Here is an 18,228-nt window from a genome sequence, read left to right on the forward strand (position 1 = left end):
GCTAACGGTTAGCTTTAGTGGAGAAAGCACATGATCGGATTGTTCAGCCGTCCGGCGTCGGCGCGTTTGCGGCTGGTGTACCTGGCCGTCGCGCTGCTCGGGTTTCTGGCGGCCTCGAGTGCGCCGACGCCGTTGTACCAGCTGTATCAGCATGCGTGGCAGTTTTCGCCGGCAACCCTGACCCTGGTGTTTGCGGTGTATGCCTTGAGCCTGCTGGCGGCGTTGCTGACGGTGGGGTCGCTGTCCGATTACCTGGGGCGCCGGCCGGTGATCTTCGTGGCGTTGCTGCTCGAGAGCGTGGCGATGCTGCTGTTCATCCAGGCCGAGTCGGTGCCCTGGCTGCTTGCGGCGCGGTTGCTGCAAGGCTTTGCCACCGGCATGGCCACCAGTGTGCTGGGCGCCGCGCTGCTCGATACCGACCGCGAACAGGGGCCGTTGGTCAACAGCCTGGCGCCGCTGCTGGGCATGGCCTGCGGGGCGCTGGGCACCAGCGTGCTGGTGGAGTTCGCGCCGTGGCCGTTGCGCCTTGTGTATGGGGTGCTGCTGGCGCTGTTCGTGGTGCTGGCGCTGCTGGTGTGGCGTTTGCCGGAGAGCGTCAGCCGCCAGCCGGGCGCGCTGCGCGCCCTGCGTCCGAGCCTGCTGGTGCCGCCTCAGGCGCGTGGCGCGGTGTGGCGCATGCTGCCGGTTAACATTGCGGTGTGGGCGCTTGGCGGGTTCTTCCTCTCACTGGGGCCGTCGCTGGTGCGGGAGGTGAGCGGCCTGGGCTCCAGCCTGGTCGGTGGCGCGCTGGTGGCGACCCTGACCCTCAGTGGTGCGCTGGCGATCTATCGGCTGCGCCTGCGCCCGGCACAGCAGGTGCTGGCGCTGGGCACCGGGCTGCTGGCCGGCGGGGTGGGGCTGATTCTGCTGGCGCTGTACAACGCCAGCCTGGTGCTGTTCTTCGCCGCCACGCTGGTGGCGGGCAGCGGCTTTGGTGCGGGGTTTCTGGGTGCGTTGCGCAGCACCCTGCCACTGGCCGAGGCCCATGAACGGGCGGGGTTGATGGCCACGTTCTACGTGCTGAGCTACCTGGCGTTCTGTGTGCCCGCGCTGGCGGCCGGGTTGATGGTGCGCCAGTTCGGGCTGGTGGCCACCAGCGAGGTGTATGCGCTGGTGCTGGTCGGGTTGTGCGCGGTGGCGGGGGTGTTGAACCTGCCGGCGATGCGCGGAGCGCGATCTATCTGATCTCGGTGGTGCTGCGTTTTGCGGCAAGAGCAGCGTGGATCTTTGTCGGCGCCGGCCTTCAGGCCTGGCGCCGTGCCCCCAGGCAATAGAACAGCCCCGCAAGCCCCACCGACAGCATCATCAGGTAGAACATCGCCGTCGGCATCAGGTGTGCCAGCGCAAACCCGCACAGCACCGGCCCCAGCGCCGCCCCCAGGTTGGACAGGTTCTGTGCGCCGTAATACACCCCGCGCAGGTGCTCCGGGGCAATGCTGTCGATGAACATGTATTCGGCCGGGATCACGATGATCTCGCCCAATGTGAACACCAGCATCGCCAGGCACCACACCCACAATGTCTGCGCCAGCGAGAACCCCAGCAACCCGATCACGAACAGCAGCATCCCGGCCAGCAGCCAGGGCATCAGCTGGCGACTGCCGATGCGCCGGCCGATGGCGTATTGCAGGGCGATCACCGTGATGGCGTTGGTCGCCACCAGGTAGCTGACGGTCTGGTTGGCCTGGATGGCCGATGTGGTGGTCACCAGGTACTGCGACAGGTAGGCCGTGAACTGGCCGAACACCACCGCGCTGAGCGCGCCGCCCAGGGTGAAGTACACCAGGCGCCGATCGCCGAGCAGGTGCCTGCCGACCGCCAGCAGGCCCAGCGTCGGCCCGCCGAGCCCGGCGCGTGCAGCACGCTCGCCCCGGCGTTGATAGCTCAGGCACATGCCCAGCCCCAGCAATGCCGACAGCACGAACGGCAGCCGGTCATCCAATAGCACCAGCGCCACCCCCACAAAAGGCCCGACGGCATAGGCGACGTTGCTCAGGGTGTACTTGATCGAGAACACCTCGCCGCGTGCCTGCACTGGCAACAGCGCGCAGAAGCCGGCCTTGGCGGCGATGTCCACCACTGCCAGGGTGAGGTTGATCACCACCAGGCAGGCAAACAGCATCCCCAGTTGCCGGCTGGCCACGGCCACGAAGAACGCCAGGGCGAAGGCCAGGGTGGAGAACACGATCACCGTGTAGCTGCGCAGGGTGTCGATCAGGTAGCCGCCGTACAGGCTCAGCAGCGAGCCGACGATCAGTGCACCGCCGATCATCAGGCCGATGGCGCTGATGCCCAGGGCGAAGTGCTCCGACAGGTACACCACCAGGTACGGCAGGGTGATGGCCCGCGCCAGGGTCAGCACGAAGGTGGTGCACAGCAGCAGGCGAACCTCGGCGCCATAGCCCCGCAGGCTTTCGAGCATGTTCACGTCCTTGTCCGGTGAGGTCAGCCGCCAGCATACGTCAGCCTTGAAAGGCTCGCGAACGGCTTATATATAGGTAAAACAGATAACAGTTAGAGAAATTACCCGTTATATCGATATTCCATAGGGTTGTAACATCGATTTCACCTCACCGGAGGACAGGAGACCGACACCATGACCTGCACCAAGATAGCCCACCCCTTGCGCCCGCTGAGCCGCCTGGCTCACCCGCGCGAGGTGATCCGACAGTTCACCCCCAACTGGTTCGCCGCGACCATGGGCACCGGCGTGCTGGCGCTGGCGCTGCGGCAGGCGGTGCCGGGGTTGTCGGGTATGGCCGAGGCGCTGTGGCTGCTGACCATTGGCCTGTTCGTGCTGTTCAGCGTGCTCTACACCGCGCGCTGGGTGATGTTCTTCGATGAGGCGCGGCGGATTTTCGCGCATTCCACGGTCTCGATGTTCTTTGGCACCATCCCCATGGGCCTGGCGACCATTCTCAATGGGGCGCTGGTATTCGGAGTCGAGCGGTGGGGCACGGGGGTGCTGCCGTGGGTCGAGGCGTTGTGGTGGCTGGACGTGGCCCTGGCGCTGCTGTGCGGGGTGGCGATCCCTTACCTGATGTTCACCCGCCAGGAGCACAGCATCGACCAGATGACCGCGGTATGGCTGCTGCCGGTGGTGGCGGCCGAAGTGGCCGCGGCCAGCGGCGGCCTGCTGGCCCCGCACCTGACGGACGTCCATCGCCAGTTCCAGGTACTGATCACCAGCTATGTGCTGTGGGCGGTGTCGTTGCCGGTGGCGTTCAGCATCCTGACCATCCTCACCCTGCGCATGGCGCTGCACAAGCTGCCCCAGGCGAGCATGGCCGCTTCGAGCTGGCTGGCACTCGGGCCGATCGGCACCGGTGCCCTGGGCATGATGCTGCTGGGCAGTGATGCACCGGCGATCTTCGCTGCCAATGGCCTGGGCAGCCTGGGCGAGATTGCCCGCGGGCTGGGGCTGGTGGCCGGTATCGTGCTGTGGGGTGCGGGGCTGTGGTGGTTGCTCACTGCCGTGTTGATCACGCTGCGCCATCTGCGCGATGGCATGCCGTTCAACCTGGGCTGGTGGGGCTTCACCTTTCCGCTGGGGGTGTATGCCCTGGCCACGTTGAAGCTGGCGGCGTGGCTGCAGTTGGGGTTCTTCACGGTGATGGGCCACATGCTGGTGGTGGCGCTGGCAGGGCTGTGGCTGGTGGTGGCCAGCCGTACCCTGGCGGGGGCCTGGCGTGGCGAGCTGTTCGTGTCGCCGTGCATTGCGGGGTGCACGGGCAAGTGACGATGGTGGCAGTTTCGCCGGCAAGGCCGGCTCCGGCAGGGTTTTGCTGGCGCTAGAAGGCCTTGTCGGCGAAGCGGTTCATGCGGTGGCTTGCATTTACCCGTGCATCTGTGGCTTTTTGCGGGCTGGCTTCCTCCAATAACAAAGCCCCACTCAGGACCCTGGACGATGAGTCACCCCTCACAGTTTGCCCTGCTGCAAAAACGGCGCTTTCTGCCGTTTTTCGTCACCCAGTCGCTGGGGGCGTTCAACGACAACCTGTTCAAGCAATCGCTGATCCTGGCCATTCTCTACAAGCTCAGCCTGGGCGGCGACGGCACGATGCTGGTCAACCTCTGCGCGCTGCTGTTCATCCTGCCGTTCTTCCTGTTCTCGGCCCTGGCCGGCCAGTTCGGCGAAAAGTTCGCCAAGGATGCGCTGATCCGCACCATCAAGCTGGCCGAGATAGTCATCATGGGCGTGGGCGCCGCGGGCTTTCTCTATAACCACCTGTGGATGATGCTGGTAGCGCTGTTCGCCATGGGGACCCATTCGGCGCTGTTCGGCCCGGTCAAGTACTCGATCCTGCCCCAGGCCCTGCGCGAAGAGGAGCTGGTGGGCGGCAACGGCCTGGTGGAGATGGGTACCTTTCTGGCGATCCTGGCCGGCACCATCGGCGCCGGGGTGATGATGTCCAGCACCCACTACGCGCCCATCGTGGCCAGCGCGGTGGTGCTGGTGGCGGTGCTGGGCTACCTGGCCAGCCGCGCAATCCCCCGTGCCGCGGCCTCGTCGCCGCAACTCAAGCTGCAATGGAACATCTTCAGCCAGACCGTCGCGACCCTGCGCATGGGCCTGAAACAGACCCCGGCGGTATCGCGCTCGATCGTGGGCAACTCGTGGTTCTGGTTTGTCGGTGCCATCTACCTCACGCAGATCCCGGCCTATGCCCAGGAGTGGATGCACGGCGACGAAACCGTGGTCACGCTGATTCTCACGCTGTTCTCGGTGGGCATCGCGGTGGGGTCGCTGCTGTGCGAGCGCCTCAGCGGGCGCAAGGTGGAGATCGGCCTGGTGCCGTTCGGATCGTTCGGCCTGACGGTGTTCGGCCTGCTGTGGTGGTGGCATTCGGGGGATATCCCGGCCGCCGGCGCGCCGTATGACTGGCTCGCCCTGCTGGGCATGAGCAAGGCCTGGTGGATCCTGCTGTCGATCATGGGCCTGGGTGTTTTCGGCGGTTTCTACATCGTGCCGCTGTACGCGCTGATCCAGTCGCGCACCCCCGAAGACGAGCGTGCCCGGGTGATCGCGGCCAACAACATCCTCAATGCACTGTTCATGGTGGTCTCGGCCGTGGTCACCATGCTGTTGCTGGGGCTGGCCAAGCTGAGTATCCCGCAGCTGTTTCTGGTGGTGTCGCTGCTCAACATCGCGGTCAACACCTACATCTTCCGCATCGTGCCCGAGTTCAGCATGCGCTTCATGATCTGGCTGCTCAGCCATTCCATGTACCGCGTCGAACACCGCGACCTGGACAAGATCCCGGATGAAGGCGCGGCGCTGCTGGTGTGCAACCACGTGTCGTTCGTCGATGCGCTGCTGATTGCCGGGGCCGTGCGCCGGCCGATCCGCTTTGTCATGTACTACAAGATCTACCGCCTGCCGGTGCTCAATTTCATCTTCCGTACTGCGGGGGCGATCCCGATTGCCGGGCGCAACGAAGACCTGACGACCTACGAGCGTGCGTTCGAGAAAATTGCCGCCTACCTGGCCGACGGCGAGCTGGTGTGCATCTTCCCGGAAGGCAAGCTGACCTCCGATGGCGAGATCGATGCATTCAAGGGCGGCCTGAGCCTGATTCTGGAGCGCACCCCGGTGCCGGTGATTCCGTTGGCGCTGCAAGGCCTGTGGGGGAGTTTCTTCAGCCGTGACCCGGCCAAGGGGTTCTTCCGGCGCCTGTGGTCGCGGGTGACCCTGGTGGCCGGTAGCGCCGTACCGGTGGAAACGGCGCAACCGGCGCTGTTGCGCGAGCGGGTCAGCGAACTACGCGGCACCTGGCGCTAGGCGCGGGGGCCGGGGTCAGCTGGCGCTGACCTTGAGCCCCACCAGGCCGATGATGATCAGTGCCACGCTGGCCAGGCGCATCAACGCCATGGATTCGCCAAACAGGATGATCCCGGCGATCACCGTACCCACTGCGCCCACACCGGTCCAGATCGCATAGGCGGTGCCCAGTGGCAGTTCCTTCATGGCAAGGCCGAGCAGGCCGAGGCTGACCGCCATGGCGGCAACCGTGAGCACAGTGGGCAGGGGGCGGGTGAAGCCGTCGGTGTATTTGAGGCCGATGGCCCAGCCGACTTCGAACAGGCCGGCGAAAAACAGGATGATCCAGGACATGCGCAGTACTCCATCTATTGATGGGGCCGTCCCCGGATCGGTCACGCGGTGCGTCGTGAGGTCGTCCTCACAGTGCGCACTATAGTGCACATTTCCTTGCCGGGGGGCAAGTGGCGGTCAGCGCGTGGCGTCGACCGCTGCCGTTTCGGCGACGGGTTCTTCCATGCGCCGGAACCAGGTCGAGAGTAGCGCACCGGAGATGTTGTGCCACACGCTGAACAGCGCGCTGGGCACCGCCGCCAGGGGCGAGAAATGCGCACTGGCCAGTGCCGCGCCCAGCCCGGAGTTCTGCATGCCGACTTCCAGCGCCAGGGATTTTCGCTGGGCCAGCGGCAGCTTGAACAGCTTGCCGGTGACGTAGCCCAGGGCGAACCCGAAGGTGTTGTGCAGGATCACCACCGCCATGATCAGCAGGCCCGATTCGGCGATCTTGGCCTGGCTGGCCGCCACCACCGCGCACACGATCAGCACGATGCTCACCACCGACACCAGCGGCAGCACCTGCACCGCCAGGTGTACGCGCGGGCCGAGCAGGCGCTGGGCGAGCACGCCGAGCACGATCGGCAGCATCACCAGTTGCAGGATCGACCAGAACATCTCCATGAACGAGACCGGCAGCCAGGCCGAGGCCAGCAGCCAGATGAGCGCCGGGGTCAGCAGCGGGGCGAGCAGGGTGGTGACGGCGGCTATTGCCACGGCCAGGGCCAGGTCGCCCTTGGCCAGCCACGCCATCACATTGGAGGAGGTACCGCTTGGGCAGCAGCCGACCAGGATCACGCCCACGGCGATTTCGGCGGGCAGGTGGAACAGCTGGCACAGCAGCCAGGCCACGCCCGGCATGATCACGAAGTGGGCGACCACGCCCAGGGCCACGCGCCAGGGCTGGCGGAACACGGCGGCGAAGTCTTCGACCTTGAGGGTCAGGCCCATGCCGAACATCACCAGGCCCAGCAGCGGCACGATGGCGACGTTGAGGCCGATGAACCAGGCGGGTTGGAAGAAGGCCAGGAGGGCAAACAGCAGCACCCACCAGGCGAATGTATTGCCGACGAAGCGGCTGAGGGCGGCGAGGGCGCGCATGGGGGTGCTCCTTTTTTATTATCGGCGGCCCCATCGCGGGTCAAGCCCGCTCCCACAAGGATTGCAGCGACCCTGTAGGAGCGGGCTTGACCCGCGATGAGGCCCGCAAGGCCTCTACATAGCTATATAGAGAGCAGACGATCAGACCCCCTGCGGGATCTCCTCTCCACCCAGCGCTTCGAACAGCGCCGGCAGGAAGTCGCCGAAGGTCAGCATCATCAGGGTGAAGCTGGCATCGAGCTGGCCAAGGGCCTCTTCGCCGCCGTCTTCCTCGGCCTGGTCCTGCAGCAGCTCTTCGAACTTCAGGCGCTTGATCACCATCTTGTCGTCCAGCACGAACGACAGCTTGTCCTGCCAGGCCAGCGACAGCTGCGTCACCACCTTGCCGGTACCCAGGTGCAGCTGGATCTCGTCGCTGGTCAGGTCCTGGCGCTTGCAGCGTACGATGCCGCCGTCTTCGTGGGTGTCGCGCAGCTCGCACTCGTCCAGCACATAGAAGTCGGGCGCAGCCTTCTGCGACTTGACCCAGTCGGTCAGGGTCGCGCTCGGGGCGATCTTCACGGTCACCGGGCGCACCGGCAATGAGCCCATCACTTCACGCAGGGTCGACAGCAGGTCCTCGGCACGCTTGGCGCTGGCCGAGTTGACCAGGATCAGGCCCTGCTTGGGCGCGATGGCGGCGAAGATCATCGAACGACGGATAAAGGCGCGGGGCAGGAAGGCCTGGATGATCTCGTCCTTGATCTGGTCGCGCTCCTTCTTGTAGACCTTGCGCATCTGCTCGGCTTCGATCTCGTCGATCTTCTCCTTGACCGCGTCACGCACCACGCTGCCGGGCAGGATGCGTTCTTCCTTGCGTGCCGCGATCAGCATGAAGTCGCCACTGACATGCACCAGGGGCGCATCTTCGCCCTTGCCGAAGGGCGCGACGAAACCGTAGGTGGTCAACTCCTGGCTGGCACAGGGGCGCGCCGGCTTGCTGGCCAGTGCGGTTTCCAACGCCTCGGCGTCGAACTGGATGTCCTGGGTAAGGCGGTAGGGCAGCAGGTTTTTGAACCACATGGGGTGCATCTCTCCTCGGTACATAAGGAGGGCATTATTCTCCGAGCGGCGTGTTCAGGCCAAGCCCGCTAAGTCATTGGAAGGCCTGAAAAATAATTTTAAAAAAGTGCTTGCCAGAGTGTGAGGTGCTCCGTAGAATGCGCGCCACACCGAGACGAAGGGTGATTAGCTCAGCCGGGAGAGCATCTGCCTTACAAGCAGAGGGTCGGCGGTTCGATCCCGTCATCACCCACCACTTCTCAGTGTATCGCGCAGCGGTAGTTCAGTCGGTTAGAATACCGGCCTGTCACGCCGGGGGTCGCGGGTTCGAGTCCCGTCCGCTGCGCCATATATTAGCTTCAGGGCCCACTGAACTCCCTGAAGCCACAAACGAAGCGACCCTAGGGTCGCTTTTTTTGTGCCTGGCGTTTGGCCGCGCCTGCCATGCATCCCCCTCCAACAACGAAAAAGGCGCCGCTGAGGGCGCCTTTTCCAGACAGCCTCGCGCCGTCTTACCAGTTGTAGGTCACATCTGCACTCAGGGTGCGGCCTTCGCCGTAATAGCAGTCCAGCCCGCCATTGCAGGCCGCCACGTACTTCTCGTCCGTGAGGTTCTGCAGGTTGGCCTTGAGCTTCACGCCCTTGACGTGCAGCGGCGATTTTTCCAGGTCATAGGACACCATGGCGTCATACACGGTGTAGGACGGAATCTGGAAAGAGTCGCCCACGTAGTCCGAACCGTAGCTGCTGCGCACGTAGCGCGCGCCCAGGCCCACACCGAACCCGGCCAGTACGGTGGAAACGTCGAAGTCGTAGTTGACCCACGCCGAAGCGGTCAGCGGTGGCTGCATGGCCAGGGTACGGCCTTCGCGGCCGTCGTTGATGCTGCGCCACTTGATCTGGTTGCGTGATACCGCAGCCAGCACGCTCAGGTTGTCGGTGACATTGACCTTGCCTTCCAGCTCGACACCACGCGAACGCACCGAGCCGCTCTGCACGCTCAGGCTCGGGTCGTCGCGGTCGTTGGTCAGCATGTTGTCCTGGTCGATCTGGTAGGCGGACAGCTGGATGAAACCGTCGATCGACCTGGGCTCGTACTTGATGCCCACTTCATACTGCTTGCCGTTGGTGGGGTCGAAACCCGAACCGTTGGCGTCGACACCGGACAGCGGCAAAAACGACTCGGCGTAACTCACGTAGGGCGTCACACCGTTGTCGAACGAGTAGCCCAGCCCCGCACGCGCGGTGAACTTTTCATCCTTCTGGTTGGTGTGGCCGCCGTTGAGCGGCGTCTTGTTGTCGGTTTCGGCAAAGTCATAGCGGCCGCCCACGGTCAGGAACCATTTGTTCCACAGCAGTTGATCCTGGGCATACAGGCCGGTCTGGGTAATGGTGTTGTCCCAGCGGTAAGGCTGGGTGAAGGTGAACTTGCTGCCGTAGACCGGCTTGTACAGGTCGATGCCCGGGCCGCGACGGTCGTATCGGCCGAGGAACTCGGAGTTGAAGTGGTAGTAGTCCACCCCCAGCAGCAGGGTGTGGTCCAGCTCGCCGGTCTTGAACTTGGCCTGGGCGGTGCTATCGATGCCGTAGACCCGGTTGTGCTGCGCCCAGTCCACCCCGAAGCGGTCTGCCTGGTAGCTGAAGTCGTTGGCGCCGGTGACCGGGTTGGGGCCGAATGAATAGCCGTGCAGTGGCGCGACGTAGCGGTCGTCGAGGTCGGCGTAGCGTGCGTTCTGCTTGAGGGTCCAGGTGTCGTTGAGCTCGTGGGCGATCTCGTAGCCGACCACGAACTGCTCGCGGTCATATTTGTTCAGGCCCGGCTCGCCGATGAACAGGCTGCGGCTGATGCGCCCGTTGGCGGTGCTGTACACCGTGCCCTTGGCCGGCAGGCCCTGGGCTTCCGGGGTGTCGCGGTCTTTCTGGTACTGGCCGAACACCGTGACGGTGGTGCGCTCGTTGGCCAGCCAGGTCAGGCTGGGCGCCAGCAGCATGCGGTTCTGGTCGGCGTAGTCGATCTGCGAGTTGCTGTCGTTGACCACGCCGGTCAGGCGATAGAGGAACTGACCCTGATCGTCGATCGGGCCTCCGAGGTCGAAGGCCCCGTACTTGCGATCGTAGCTGCCGCCACCGATGACCACTTCATGCAGCGGCGTGGCGGTGGGGCGCTTGCTCACCATGTTGACGATGCCGCCCGGCTGGTTCTGGCCATACAGCACCGACGCCGGGCCCTTGAGCACTTCGATGCGCTCCAGGGTGTAGGGGTCGATCTGCAGCGAGCCACCGGTGCTGCCGCCGCTGTAGGGCAGGTGCAGGCCGTCCAGGTACAGCGGGGTGGGGGAGAAGCCGCGGGAGGTGGGTTCATCGAACACCTTCACCCGGTCGGCGAAGCCGCCACCGGTCATGCCGGCGGTATAGCGCAGGGCCTCGGTGACCGACTGGGCGCCGCGCATCTTCACTTCGTCCTGGGTGATGACGTTGATCGTCTGCGGGATCTCGCTCAGGGCCGTGTCGGTCTTGGAGCCGGTGGCGCTGCGCTTGGCCACGATCCCGTCGACCGGGCCGTAGGCCGATTCGGTTGCGCGGCTGTCGATGTTGGTGGCGCCCAGCACCACGGACGCATCGGCAGCAGGCAGTTTTTCCAGCAACAGGGTCTGACCGTCCAGCAACTGCCAGGTATGGCCGCTACCCTGCAGCAACCGGTCCAGGGCCTGGGCCAGGGTAAAGGCACCCTGCAGGGCCGGGCCGGACCGGCCAGACAGGTCGCTGGAGTTGAACACCAGACGTACGTTGGCCTGGTCGGCCAGTTGAGTGAGCATCCGGTCCAGCGCCTGGGGCGCCAGGTTCAGGGTCAGGCGCGTGGTGGTTTCGGCTGCGTGGGCCAGCGGCAGGGTCAGCGGCACCCCGCCACCCAGGGTCAGAGCGATGGCCAGCGTCAGGGTACGGCCACTGAACGGAAAAGCGTTGGAAAGCGCCTGCATTGAAATCGTCCGTCATCAAATGTTGGTAAGAAGCGATATTTATGAGAAGTATTCGCGTTCAAACCAACGACGATTCATTGCCGTCAACCTTGCCAACAAAATCCGGATTTATTTTTCTTCGACGCTCTCGCGGTTCATCACCAGGGTCAGCCACGGCAGTTGCACGACCCGCAGCGGTTGGGTGCGCGCCAGGGTACTGAACATCTGCGCACCGTCGTCCAGGTTGAACACCCCGCTCACCGCCGTGCTCGGCAATTGCCCGGTCACCACCAGTGCGCCGGGTACATAGCGCCCGATTTCGCTGACCACCTCGTCGAGTGGGCGTCGATTGAAGATCAGCTTGCCGCGCTGCCATGCCGAATCACTGGTCAGGTCCAGCGGGCGCGTGGAGGACGGTGGCAGGCCCTGGGCATAGTCCAGTTGCTGGGCCGGTTCCAGGCGCGCGCTCTGGCCACCGGACGTTACCTGCACCACGCCCTCGCTGACGCCGACCCGCACCTGCTGTTCGAGCAGGTTCACGTCGAACCGGGTGCCCAGTGCCTGGGCCGTGCCTGCGGCGGCATGCACCACGAATGGACGCGCCGGGTTCTTGCTGACCTGGAAAAGCGCCTCGCCCTTGATCAGGTCGATATCGCGACGCGTGGACGAATAGCGCACCGACAGTGCGCTGGCGCTGTTGAGCCAGACCTCGCTGCCGTCCTCCAGCACCAGGTGCCTGCGTTCGCCGACGGCGGTCGACTGGTCGGCCATGTACACCTTCATTGGCTGCCCCAACTGGGTCACGGCCAGCACCGCCAGCCCGGCGGCCAGCGCAGCCCATCGCAAGGGTTTTGCACGGCGTTGGGGCGCTGGCGGCACGAAGGATTGCGCGGTGGCCGTCTGTGCTACCCCGTGCCACATCTGCTCGGCCAGCCGCGCCGCCGCTTCGTGCGCCGGGCTGCGCTGTCGCCACTGGCGAAACGCGGCATGATCCGACTCGCTGGCATTCCCCGACATCAGCATCACCCACTGCTCGATGGCCTGATCCTCCAGCTCGACAGGGGATGGTTGGGAAGGGTTGGGTCTAGTCATGATGAGGGGCTGCTGAAACCTTCAGAGGGGGCGTACCGGGCATTCTAAATAGATTCCGACTGACGTAGCCAATCGCGGCAGTGCCGCATGGCTTGCACAATGTACTTGCCCACCGTGCTTTCTGACACGTCCAGGCGCACGGCGATCTGTGCATGGGTCAAGCCTTCGAGGCGATTGAGCAACAGTGCCAGGCGCGCCTTGCTGGGCAACTGGGCCAGGCTGCGGTCCAGTTGTTCGATTGCTTCGGCAGCCAGGAACTGCTTCTCGGGGGAGGCGAGGGGGTCGCAGACGTCCAGGTTGTCACTGACGTCGTCATGCAGCGCCGAGCGTCGCTGTTCCTGGCGCAGGCGGTCGATGGCAAGGTTGCTGGCAACGCGAAAGACAAAGGCACGCGGTTCGAGAATCTGCGCCGTATCGGACAGGGTGGCCAGTCGCAGGTAGGTGTCCTGGGCCACGTCCGCGGCCTTTTCCACATTGCCCATGCGCCGTGCAAGAAACGCCAGAAGGTCGGCGTAATGCTCCTGGAAGGCGCTGACCAGCGGGTTGACGGCGGAGGTTGGGGTGGACATCCATTGTGCTCGTGCGACGTAATGCGCAAGCTTATCTCAAATGAGAATGACTATCATAGATATGTTTTTTTACAGGTCAGGCCTTTTTCGCCGTGTGTGCATTCGCTGTTTGTCGAGGTGGGGGGTTCAGTTAAAGTAGGGCGCCTTTCAGCAGGCCGGGCGAGCTCCGGCCGCTGGCCGATGACGACCACTGCCAGAGACCTCATATGCAGGATGCAACCCCCGCCGCCGCGCCCTTGCTGGGCATTGACCTGGGCACCACCAACAGCCTGATCGCCGTATGGCAGCAAGGCCGTGCCCAACTGATCCCGAATGCCCTTGGCGAGGTGCTTACCCCCTCGGTGGTCAGTATCGATGACGACGGCAGCATCCTGGTGGGGCGCGCCGCCCGTTCGCGATTGACCACCCACCCCGATCGCAGCGTCGCGGCGTTCAAGCGTTTCATGGGCAGCGAAAAGCGCCTGGAGCTGGGCGGGCAGGCATTCAGCCCCGAAGAGCTGTCGGCCCTGGTGCTGGGCTCGCTGAAGCACGACGCCGAGGCCTTTCTGGGCTGCGCGGTGCACGAGGCGGTGATTTCGGTGCCGGCCTATTTCAGCGATGAACAGCGCAAGCGCACCGTGTTCGCCGCCGAGCTGGCGGGCCTCAAGGTGCAGCGCCTGATCAACGAACCGACCGCCGCGGCCATGGCCTACGGCCTGCACGAGCAGAAATTCGAGCGCACACTCATCTTCGACCTGGGGGGCGGTACCTTCGACGTCACTGTGCTCGAATACGCCCTGCCGCTGATCGAGGTGCATGCTTCCACCGGCGACAACTTTCTTGGCGGCGAAGACTTCACCGAAGCGCTGCTGCAGGCCTGCCTGAAGGACTGGGGCATGACCCTGTCCAGCGTCGAACCGCAGGCGCTGGCGAGCCTGTACGACAGCATCGAACTGCTCAAGTGCAAGCTGGGCGAAGGCCCGCAGACGGTCTACTGGAAGGGTGCCGGCGAGCCCCGCGAGTGGACCCTGGACGAGCTGGGCGCGCAGACGATCTGGGAGCCGCTGCTGGGCCGGGTGCGCGCGCCCATCGAGCAGGCCCTGCGCGACGCGCGGCTGAGCCCGCGCGACCTCGACAGCCTGGTGCTGGTGGGCGGTGCCACGCGCATGCCGGTGGTGCAGCAGATGGTGGCCAAGCTGTTCGGCCGCCTGCCGTACCGCCACCTCGACCCCGACACCATCGTCGCCCTGGGCGCTGCCAGCCAGGCGGCCTGCAAGGCCCGCGACTCGGCCATCGAAGAGCTGATCCTGACCGACGTATGCCCCTACACCCTGGGCATCGAGACCACCCGCGGCGCCAACATCAGCGGGGTATTCTCGCCGATCATCGAGCGCAACACGGTGATACCGACCTCGCGGGTGCAGCGCTTCTACACCTCCCACGAACAGCAGAAGACCATCAACGTCGAGGTCTACCAGGGTGAGCGGCCGTGGGTGCGTGACAACATCTTCATCGACAGCTTCGTCGTCGAGCTGACCCCGATGGACAAGATCCAGTCACTGGACATCCGCTTCAGTTACGACATCAACGGCCTGCTCGAAGTCGACGTGACCCTGGTGGACACCGGCAAGCGCCACAGCCACAGCATCGACCGCAGCCCCACCGGGCTGGATGAAGAGGCGCGCCAGAACAGCCATCAGCGCCTGGCCGGGCTGAAGATCCACCCGCGCGATGCATTGCCCAACCGAACCCTGACGGCGCGCCTGGAGCGCGCCTGGATGCAGTGCCTGGGCGATGAGCGCGAGCAGATCGGCACCTGGCTGAGCGACTTCAGCCAGGTGCTGGCCACCCAGCAGTCCAGCCTGATCGCCAGCCAGCGCCAGCAGTTGAACGAGGCGCTGGACGCACTCAACCTCTAGCCGATCAGGCGCCGCAGCACAGCCTGCAGCCCGCCGCTGAGAGCGTCGGGGTCATGATGCTCCGGCGACACGCCCCAGCGGTTGGGCAGCACGTCGCCGGGCATCACCACAAGCACCAGCGGCAGGAACGGCAGCGCTACCGACAGTGCAGCCAGCAGCACCATCACCACGATCCCGTGGCCGATGTCGTGCAGCCGGCGCAGGCAGGTGCCGAACAGCAGGGCCAGGCCCAGGCCGATCTTGACCATGGCCTCGGGCGCATCGCTGGAGGTGATGGCAAGCACCAGGGTGACGAAGAACCACAACATCAGCTGGCCGACGAATGCGCCACGGCCCAGGCGCGTGTTCCAGCGCCAGAAGGCCCAGGGCGATACTGGCTGAAGATCGGCCTGGGCCAGCAGCAGGCGCTCGCACCAGGACAACACCGCGGTCAGCGCAAAGCGCAGGCCGATACCGGTGCTGGGGTCATCCTTGGCCTTTTGCAGCTGCTTGAGCACCTTGAGGCGCGGTACGCCGACACGGCCGTAGCGGATCAGGCCCTTGAGCGTATCCATGACCTGGTAGAACACCGCGCTGTCCATGCCGTAGGCATCGAGCTTCTCGCGCGGCGGCCGGCTCGGCTCGCCCTTGATCAGGCCGCTGCGAAAGGCTTCGAACCACGGCTCTTCACTGGAGATGTCGGCCATGGTGCGCAGCAGCACGCGGTGCTGTTCGGCATCCAGTGCCGGGTCGTGGTAGAGCACCGCCCAGAACAGCATCATGCCCAGCAGGTCGTCGGCGAAGGCCTCTTCGTCCTTCTGGTAGCTGGCCAGCAACGCCAGCGTGCTGGGCAGGCGCGCACTGCTCAGGGCCTGGTCCGGCGCGGGCAGGCTGTCGGCAATGGCTTTTTGCAGCGGGTCGCGGCTGTCCAGCCAGCCCAGCAGCCCATCGAGGTTGCCTTGTTCCTGCAGCAGGTTCAGCAGCAGGGTATGGACCTTTGCCAACGGATGGCCGGGTGGGCACTGCAGGGTGTCGAGCATGCTCGGCGTCACCAGCGCCAGCCAGCGTTGTGGCGCCTGGGCCAGGGCCAGCATGAACAGTGCCTGGCGGTGCCAGTGCCACAACTCGGCGCCGGCCGGTGCGGGAGGCAGCACCACGCCTGCGGCGCCCAGCTCGCATTGCATCTCCAGGCCGAACGGTACCGGCATCATGGCGCGCGGGCTGAAGGTCTCGTGCAGGCGGGCCAGGGTGCGCCCGTCGTAGGCGCGCAGGCGGCGCAGCCAGTCGCGGCACAGGGTGGTGGCGCCGTCCTTGAGCACGTCGGGCAGTTGTGGGTGCGGCGAGTTGCTGTTCAGGAACGCCTGGATCGCCAGGGGGATCGGCGCCTGTTGCAGCCAGGCCAGTTGCTGTTTGGCCTGGTAGCGCAAGCCGTCGAGGATCAGTTCATCGATCAGGTGGCTGCTTTTCGGTTCGTCGAGCACCTGTTGCAACAGCGCGGCGTCACCGCAGTGCAGGGCCCAGGCGTGACGGTACAGACGCTGCAGGGCCGGGTCCGGGTGTTCGTCGATCAGGCTGGCGAGCAGTTCCAGCTCACGCTCATCGGTGGCCCGCCAGTCGACGAACTGCCCCGCGATGCCGTCCAGTTCCAGGCGCGCGGCCTGGAACCAGCGCGTCAGGGTTTCCGGGCGCTGCGCCGGGCTGCCCAGGGTCTGTTCGTCTTCGCTCAGGTCGTCGGGCCAGGTGCGCACCGGCGCCAGGCGGTCGAAGGCCTGGATCATCAGCGGCAGGCGTTGCGGCTGGTGCGCGGTGCACAGGTCCAGCAGCTCGCGGGCGGCCACCGGGTGGCGGAACTCCAGCCACAGGCGGCTCCAGCACGACAGCGCTTCTTCTTCCTTGCCCAGCAGGCTGGCCTGGCAGGCCAGCTGGTACAGCGCGTCGACACCGTCGGGTTGTAGCGCCTGGCGTTCAACGCACAGCGCGTACAGGCTCGGGCTGGCCACCCCGGCCTGGCCGATCTGCAGCAGCAGGCGTTCGACCAGTGCGGCGTCCGGAGGCAGGGCGACCACGGTGTGTTCCCGGGCGAAAGCGGCCAGTTCGAACAGTGGGCGGTTGTTGTAGAGGTGGTCCAGGCTGCGCAGGTACCACAGGGTTTCCAACTGCGCGGCCGTAGACCAGTCGTTCATCAGGCGCATGTCGAACGGGTCGGGGGCGGCGAAGCGAGCCAGCAGCGTCTCGACTTCCTGCGCCTCTTCGAAGCCCAGGCGCAGCAACTGTTTGTCCCAGGCCAGGCGCTTGGCCAGTACCTGCACGCAGGCATTGGACAGCTGGCCGGCTTCTTCCAGGCGCCACAGCAGCTCCCAGCTTACGTCCTCGAGTTCTTCGAGGGGCAACTGGTCGAGCTCACGCAAGTAGTCCTGCCAGGCATCGACGTTGTAGCGCCGGGCCGGGTCGGCGAGCATGCGGGCGAAGGTGGCGATGACCGGGTGCACGCGGGGCGGGCGCGGCGGGCGTTCTGCGTAGGCCTGTTCTTCGCCGGCGTCCTCGTCGTCTTCGTCATCGTCATCCGTGCGGGTGGCGAGCTTGAGCGCATGCTCGTAGGCCTGGCGCAGCAGTTGGAAGCCCTGCGGGTCGGTTTCGGGGTGAAACTCCGGCAGGCGGGCGCGGTAGGCGCCGCGGATGACGTCCTGGTCCTTGGTGGGCTCGATGCCCAGCTTTATCCAGCAACTCATGACCAGGTGCCCTCCTCGAGCGAATCGGGCCGGGGCGGGTAGTCCAGCGGCAGGTCCCAGGGCAGGCTGGCGAACAGTGCCTTGCCGCGCTTGAGCATGTTCATGATGATGCAGCGGTTCCAGTGCTCGGCGCCCTGGCGGTCGATACGGTAGGGGTAGACGTCGTCGTCATGGCTGGAGCAGTTCCATAGCGATTTGCCGAACATGTAGCCGGCGATGTAGGTGTCCCAGCTGTTGTAGAAGTGGCGTGCGCGCAGGGCCAGGCGGCTGTGCAGCCAGAGGCTTTCGGGCTCGGTGATCAGGTTCTCGAACACCCCGGCGCGCAGCAGGTAGCCCATGCGGCCCAGGTCCCAGGCGCGGGTGCCGCCGAAGCCGCAATCGGCATAGGTGCGTGCGGCAAATTCATAATTGGCGCGCTCGCGCGGGCCCAGCTCGTCAAGCAGTGCCTGCCATTGGCTGGGTTGGCGGCGAGGGTATTGCCAGTAGGCGTCGTTGAGTTTTTCGGCGTGGCCGGTGTCGGCCATGCGCAGCATGTCGAGCAGCTCGCGGCGGTTGTTGATGCCCCACCATTTTTTCAGGTCCAGGTCCCCTTCGGCTTCGAAATAACGGGGGGAGGTGAGGCTGGCGCCGTTGAGGGCGGCCATGGGTGCAGAAAGGGCGTACAGCCAGTGCTGTTCAATCTCTTCCATGAATAGAAGGCTCCGGGGTCGACGGGGAATGGGCGGGGTC

At 65.3% G+C, this 18,228-nt stretch carries 13 protein-coding genes and 2 tRNA genes; 6 read left to right on the plus strand and 9 right to left on the minus strand.

Going from position 1 to position 18,228, the window contains the following annotated elements; translation table 11 throughout:
- Nucleotides 1-30 precede the first annotated feature (30 nt).
- Nucleotides 31-1,224, plus strand: a complete 1,194-nt coding sequence (locus FW760_RS10575; protein WP_100635012.1) for an MFS transporter — start codon at nucleotides 31-33, stop codon at nucleotides 1,222-1,224.
- Nucleotides 1,225-1,282: 58 nt separating this feature from the next.
- Here FW760_RS10575 and FW760_RS10580 read toward each other — a convergent pair whose 3' ends face one another.
- Nucleotides 1,283-2,461 (minus strand): MFS transporter, encoded by a 1,179-nt coding sequence (locus FW760_RS10580; protein ID WP_043860013.1) that lies wholly within the window; start codon nucleotides 2,459-2,461, stop codon nucleotides 1,283-1,285.
- Nucleotides 2,462-2,635: 174 nt separating this feature from the next.
- Here FW760_RS10580 and FW760_RS10585 point away from each other — a divergent pair, with 174 nt between their 5' ends.
- On the plus strand, nucleotides 2,636-3,778 hold the full coding sequence (locus FW760_RS10585) for a TDT family transporter (protein ID WP_116055212.1): 1,143 nt from the start codon (nucleotides 2,636-2,638) through the stop codon (nucleotides 3,776-3,778).
- Between the two features lie 168 nt (nucleotides 3,779-3,946).
- The gene (locus FW760_RS10590; protein ID WP_088514018.1) at nucleotides 3,947-5,821 is read left to right on the plus strand and encodes an MFS transporter; all 1,875 of its coding nucleotides are present in this window, start codon (nucleotides 3,947-3,949) and stop codon (nucleotides 5,819-5,821) included.
- Between the two features lie 15 nt (nucleotides 5,822-5,836).
- Here the strand turns inward: FW760_RS10590 and sugE are convergent, their stop codons facing one another.
- The 3 genes from sugE to rdgC form a co-directional block, all read right to left on the minus strand.
- Entirely contained in the window at nucleotides 5,837-6,154 is a 318-nt protein-coding gene (gene sugE / locus FW760_RS10595) for a quaternary ammonium compound efflux SMR transporter SugE (RefSeq protein ID WP_043860016.1), read from the minus strand.
- Nucleotides 6,155-6,271: 117 nt separating this feature from the next.
- Nucleotides 6,272-7,234: a bile acid:sodium symporter family protein gene (locus FW760_RS10600; protein ID WP_116055209.1), complete on the minus strand. Its 963-nt coding sequence runs from the start codon at nucleotides 7,232-7,234 to the stop codon at nucleotides 6,272-6,274.
- A gap of 141 nt (nucleotides 7,235-7,375) precedes the next feature.
- Entirely contained in the window at nucleotides 7,376-8,296 is a 921-nt protein-coding gene (gene rdgC, locus FW760_RS10605) for a recombination-associated protein RdgC (protein WP_043860018.1), read from the minus strand.
- Nucleotides 8,297-8,455: 159 nt separating this feature from the next.
- Between rdgC and FW760_RS10610 the strand changes: the two genes are divergently transcribed.
- Together FW760_RS10610 and FW760_RS10615 are read left to right on the plus strand one after the other, a co-directional pair.
- Nucleotides 8,456-8,531 (plus strand) — tRNA-Val (locus tag FW760_RS10610).
- A 16-nt stretch (nucleotides 8,532-8,547) separates the two neighbouring features.
- Nucleotides 8,548-8,624: transfer RNA gene (locus FW760_RS10615), tRNA-Asp, on the plus strand.
- Between the two features lie 163 nt (nucleotides 8,625-8,787).
- On the opposite strand, the gene FW760_RS10620 is transcribed toward FW760_RS10615, so the two are convergent.
- The 3 genes from FW760_RS10620 to FW760_RS10630 all read right to left on the minus strand — a co-directional run bounded on the left by FW760_RS10620 (nucleotide 8,788) and on the right by FW760_RS10630 (nucleotide 12,893).
- Nucleotides 8,788-11,253, minus strand: a complete 2,466-nt coding sequence (locus FW760_RS10620) for a TonB-dependent siderophore receptor (RefSeq protein ID WP_254996448.1) — start codon at nucleotides 11,251-11,253, stop codon at nucleotides 8,788-8,790.
- A 108-nt stretch (nucleotides 11,254-11,361) separates the two neighbouring features.
- Complete coding sequence (locus FW760_RS10625) at nucleotides 11,362-12,324, minus strand: FecR family protein (protein WP_043860020.1); 963 nt, start codon at nucleotides 12,322-12,324, stop codon at nucleotides 11,362-11,364.
- Between the two features lie 44 nt (nucleotides 12,325-12,368).
- Nucleotides 12,369-12,893, minus strand: a complete 525-nt coding sequence (locus tag FW760_RS10630; RefSeq protein ID WP_446443780.1) for a sigma-70 family RNA polymerase sigma factor — start codon at nucleotides 12,891-12,893, stop codon at nucleotides 12,369-12,371.
- A 206-nt stretch (nucleotides 12,894-13,099) separates the two neighbouring features.
- Between FW760_RS10630 and FW760_RS10635 the strand changes: the two genes are divergently transcribed.
- A complete protein-coding gene (locus tag FW760_RS10635; protein ID WP_054914674.1) occupies nucleotides 13,100-14,791 on the plus strand; it encodes a molecular chaperone HscC in 1,692 nt (563 codons plus the stop codon).
- Here the strand turns inward: FW760_RS10635 and FW760_RS10640 are convergent.
- Nucleotides 14,788-17,499 carry a molecular chaperone DnaJ gene (locus FW760_RS10640; protein ID WP_446443781.1) on the minus strand — a complete coding sequence of 904 codons (2,712 nt, stop codon included), beginning with the start codon at nucleotides 17,497-17,499 and terminating at the stop codon, nucleotides 14,788-14,790. The two genes, FW760_RS10635 and FW760_RS10640, sit on opposite strands and share 4 nt — an antisense overlap.
- The gene (locus FW760_RS10645; RefSeq protein ID WP_043860023.1) at nucleotides 17,496-18,188 is read right to left on the minus strand and encodes a DUF1266 domain-containing protein; all 693 of its coding nucleotides are present in this window, start codon (nucleotides 18,186-18,188) and stop codon (nucleotides 17,496-17,498) included. The genes FW760_RS10640 and FW760_RS10645 overlap by 4 nt, the downstream gene beginning before the upstream one ends.
- Nucleotides 18,189-18,228 lie beyond the last annotated feature (40 nt).

The sequence above is a fragment of the Pseudomonas sp. 1176_21 genome (assembly GCF_052850635.1).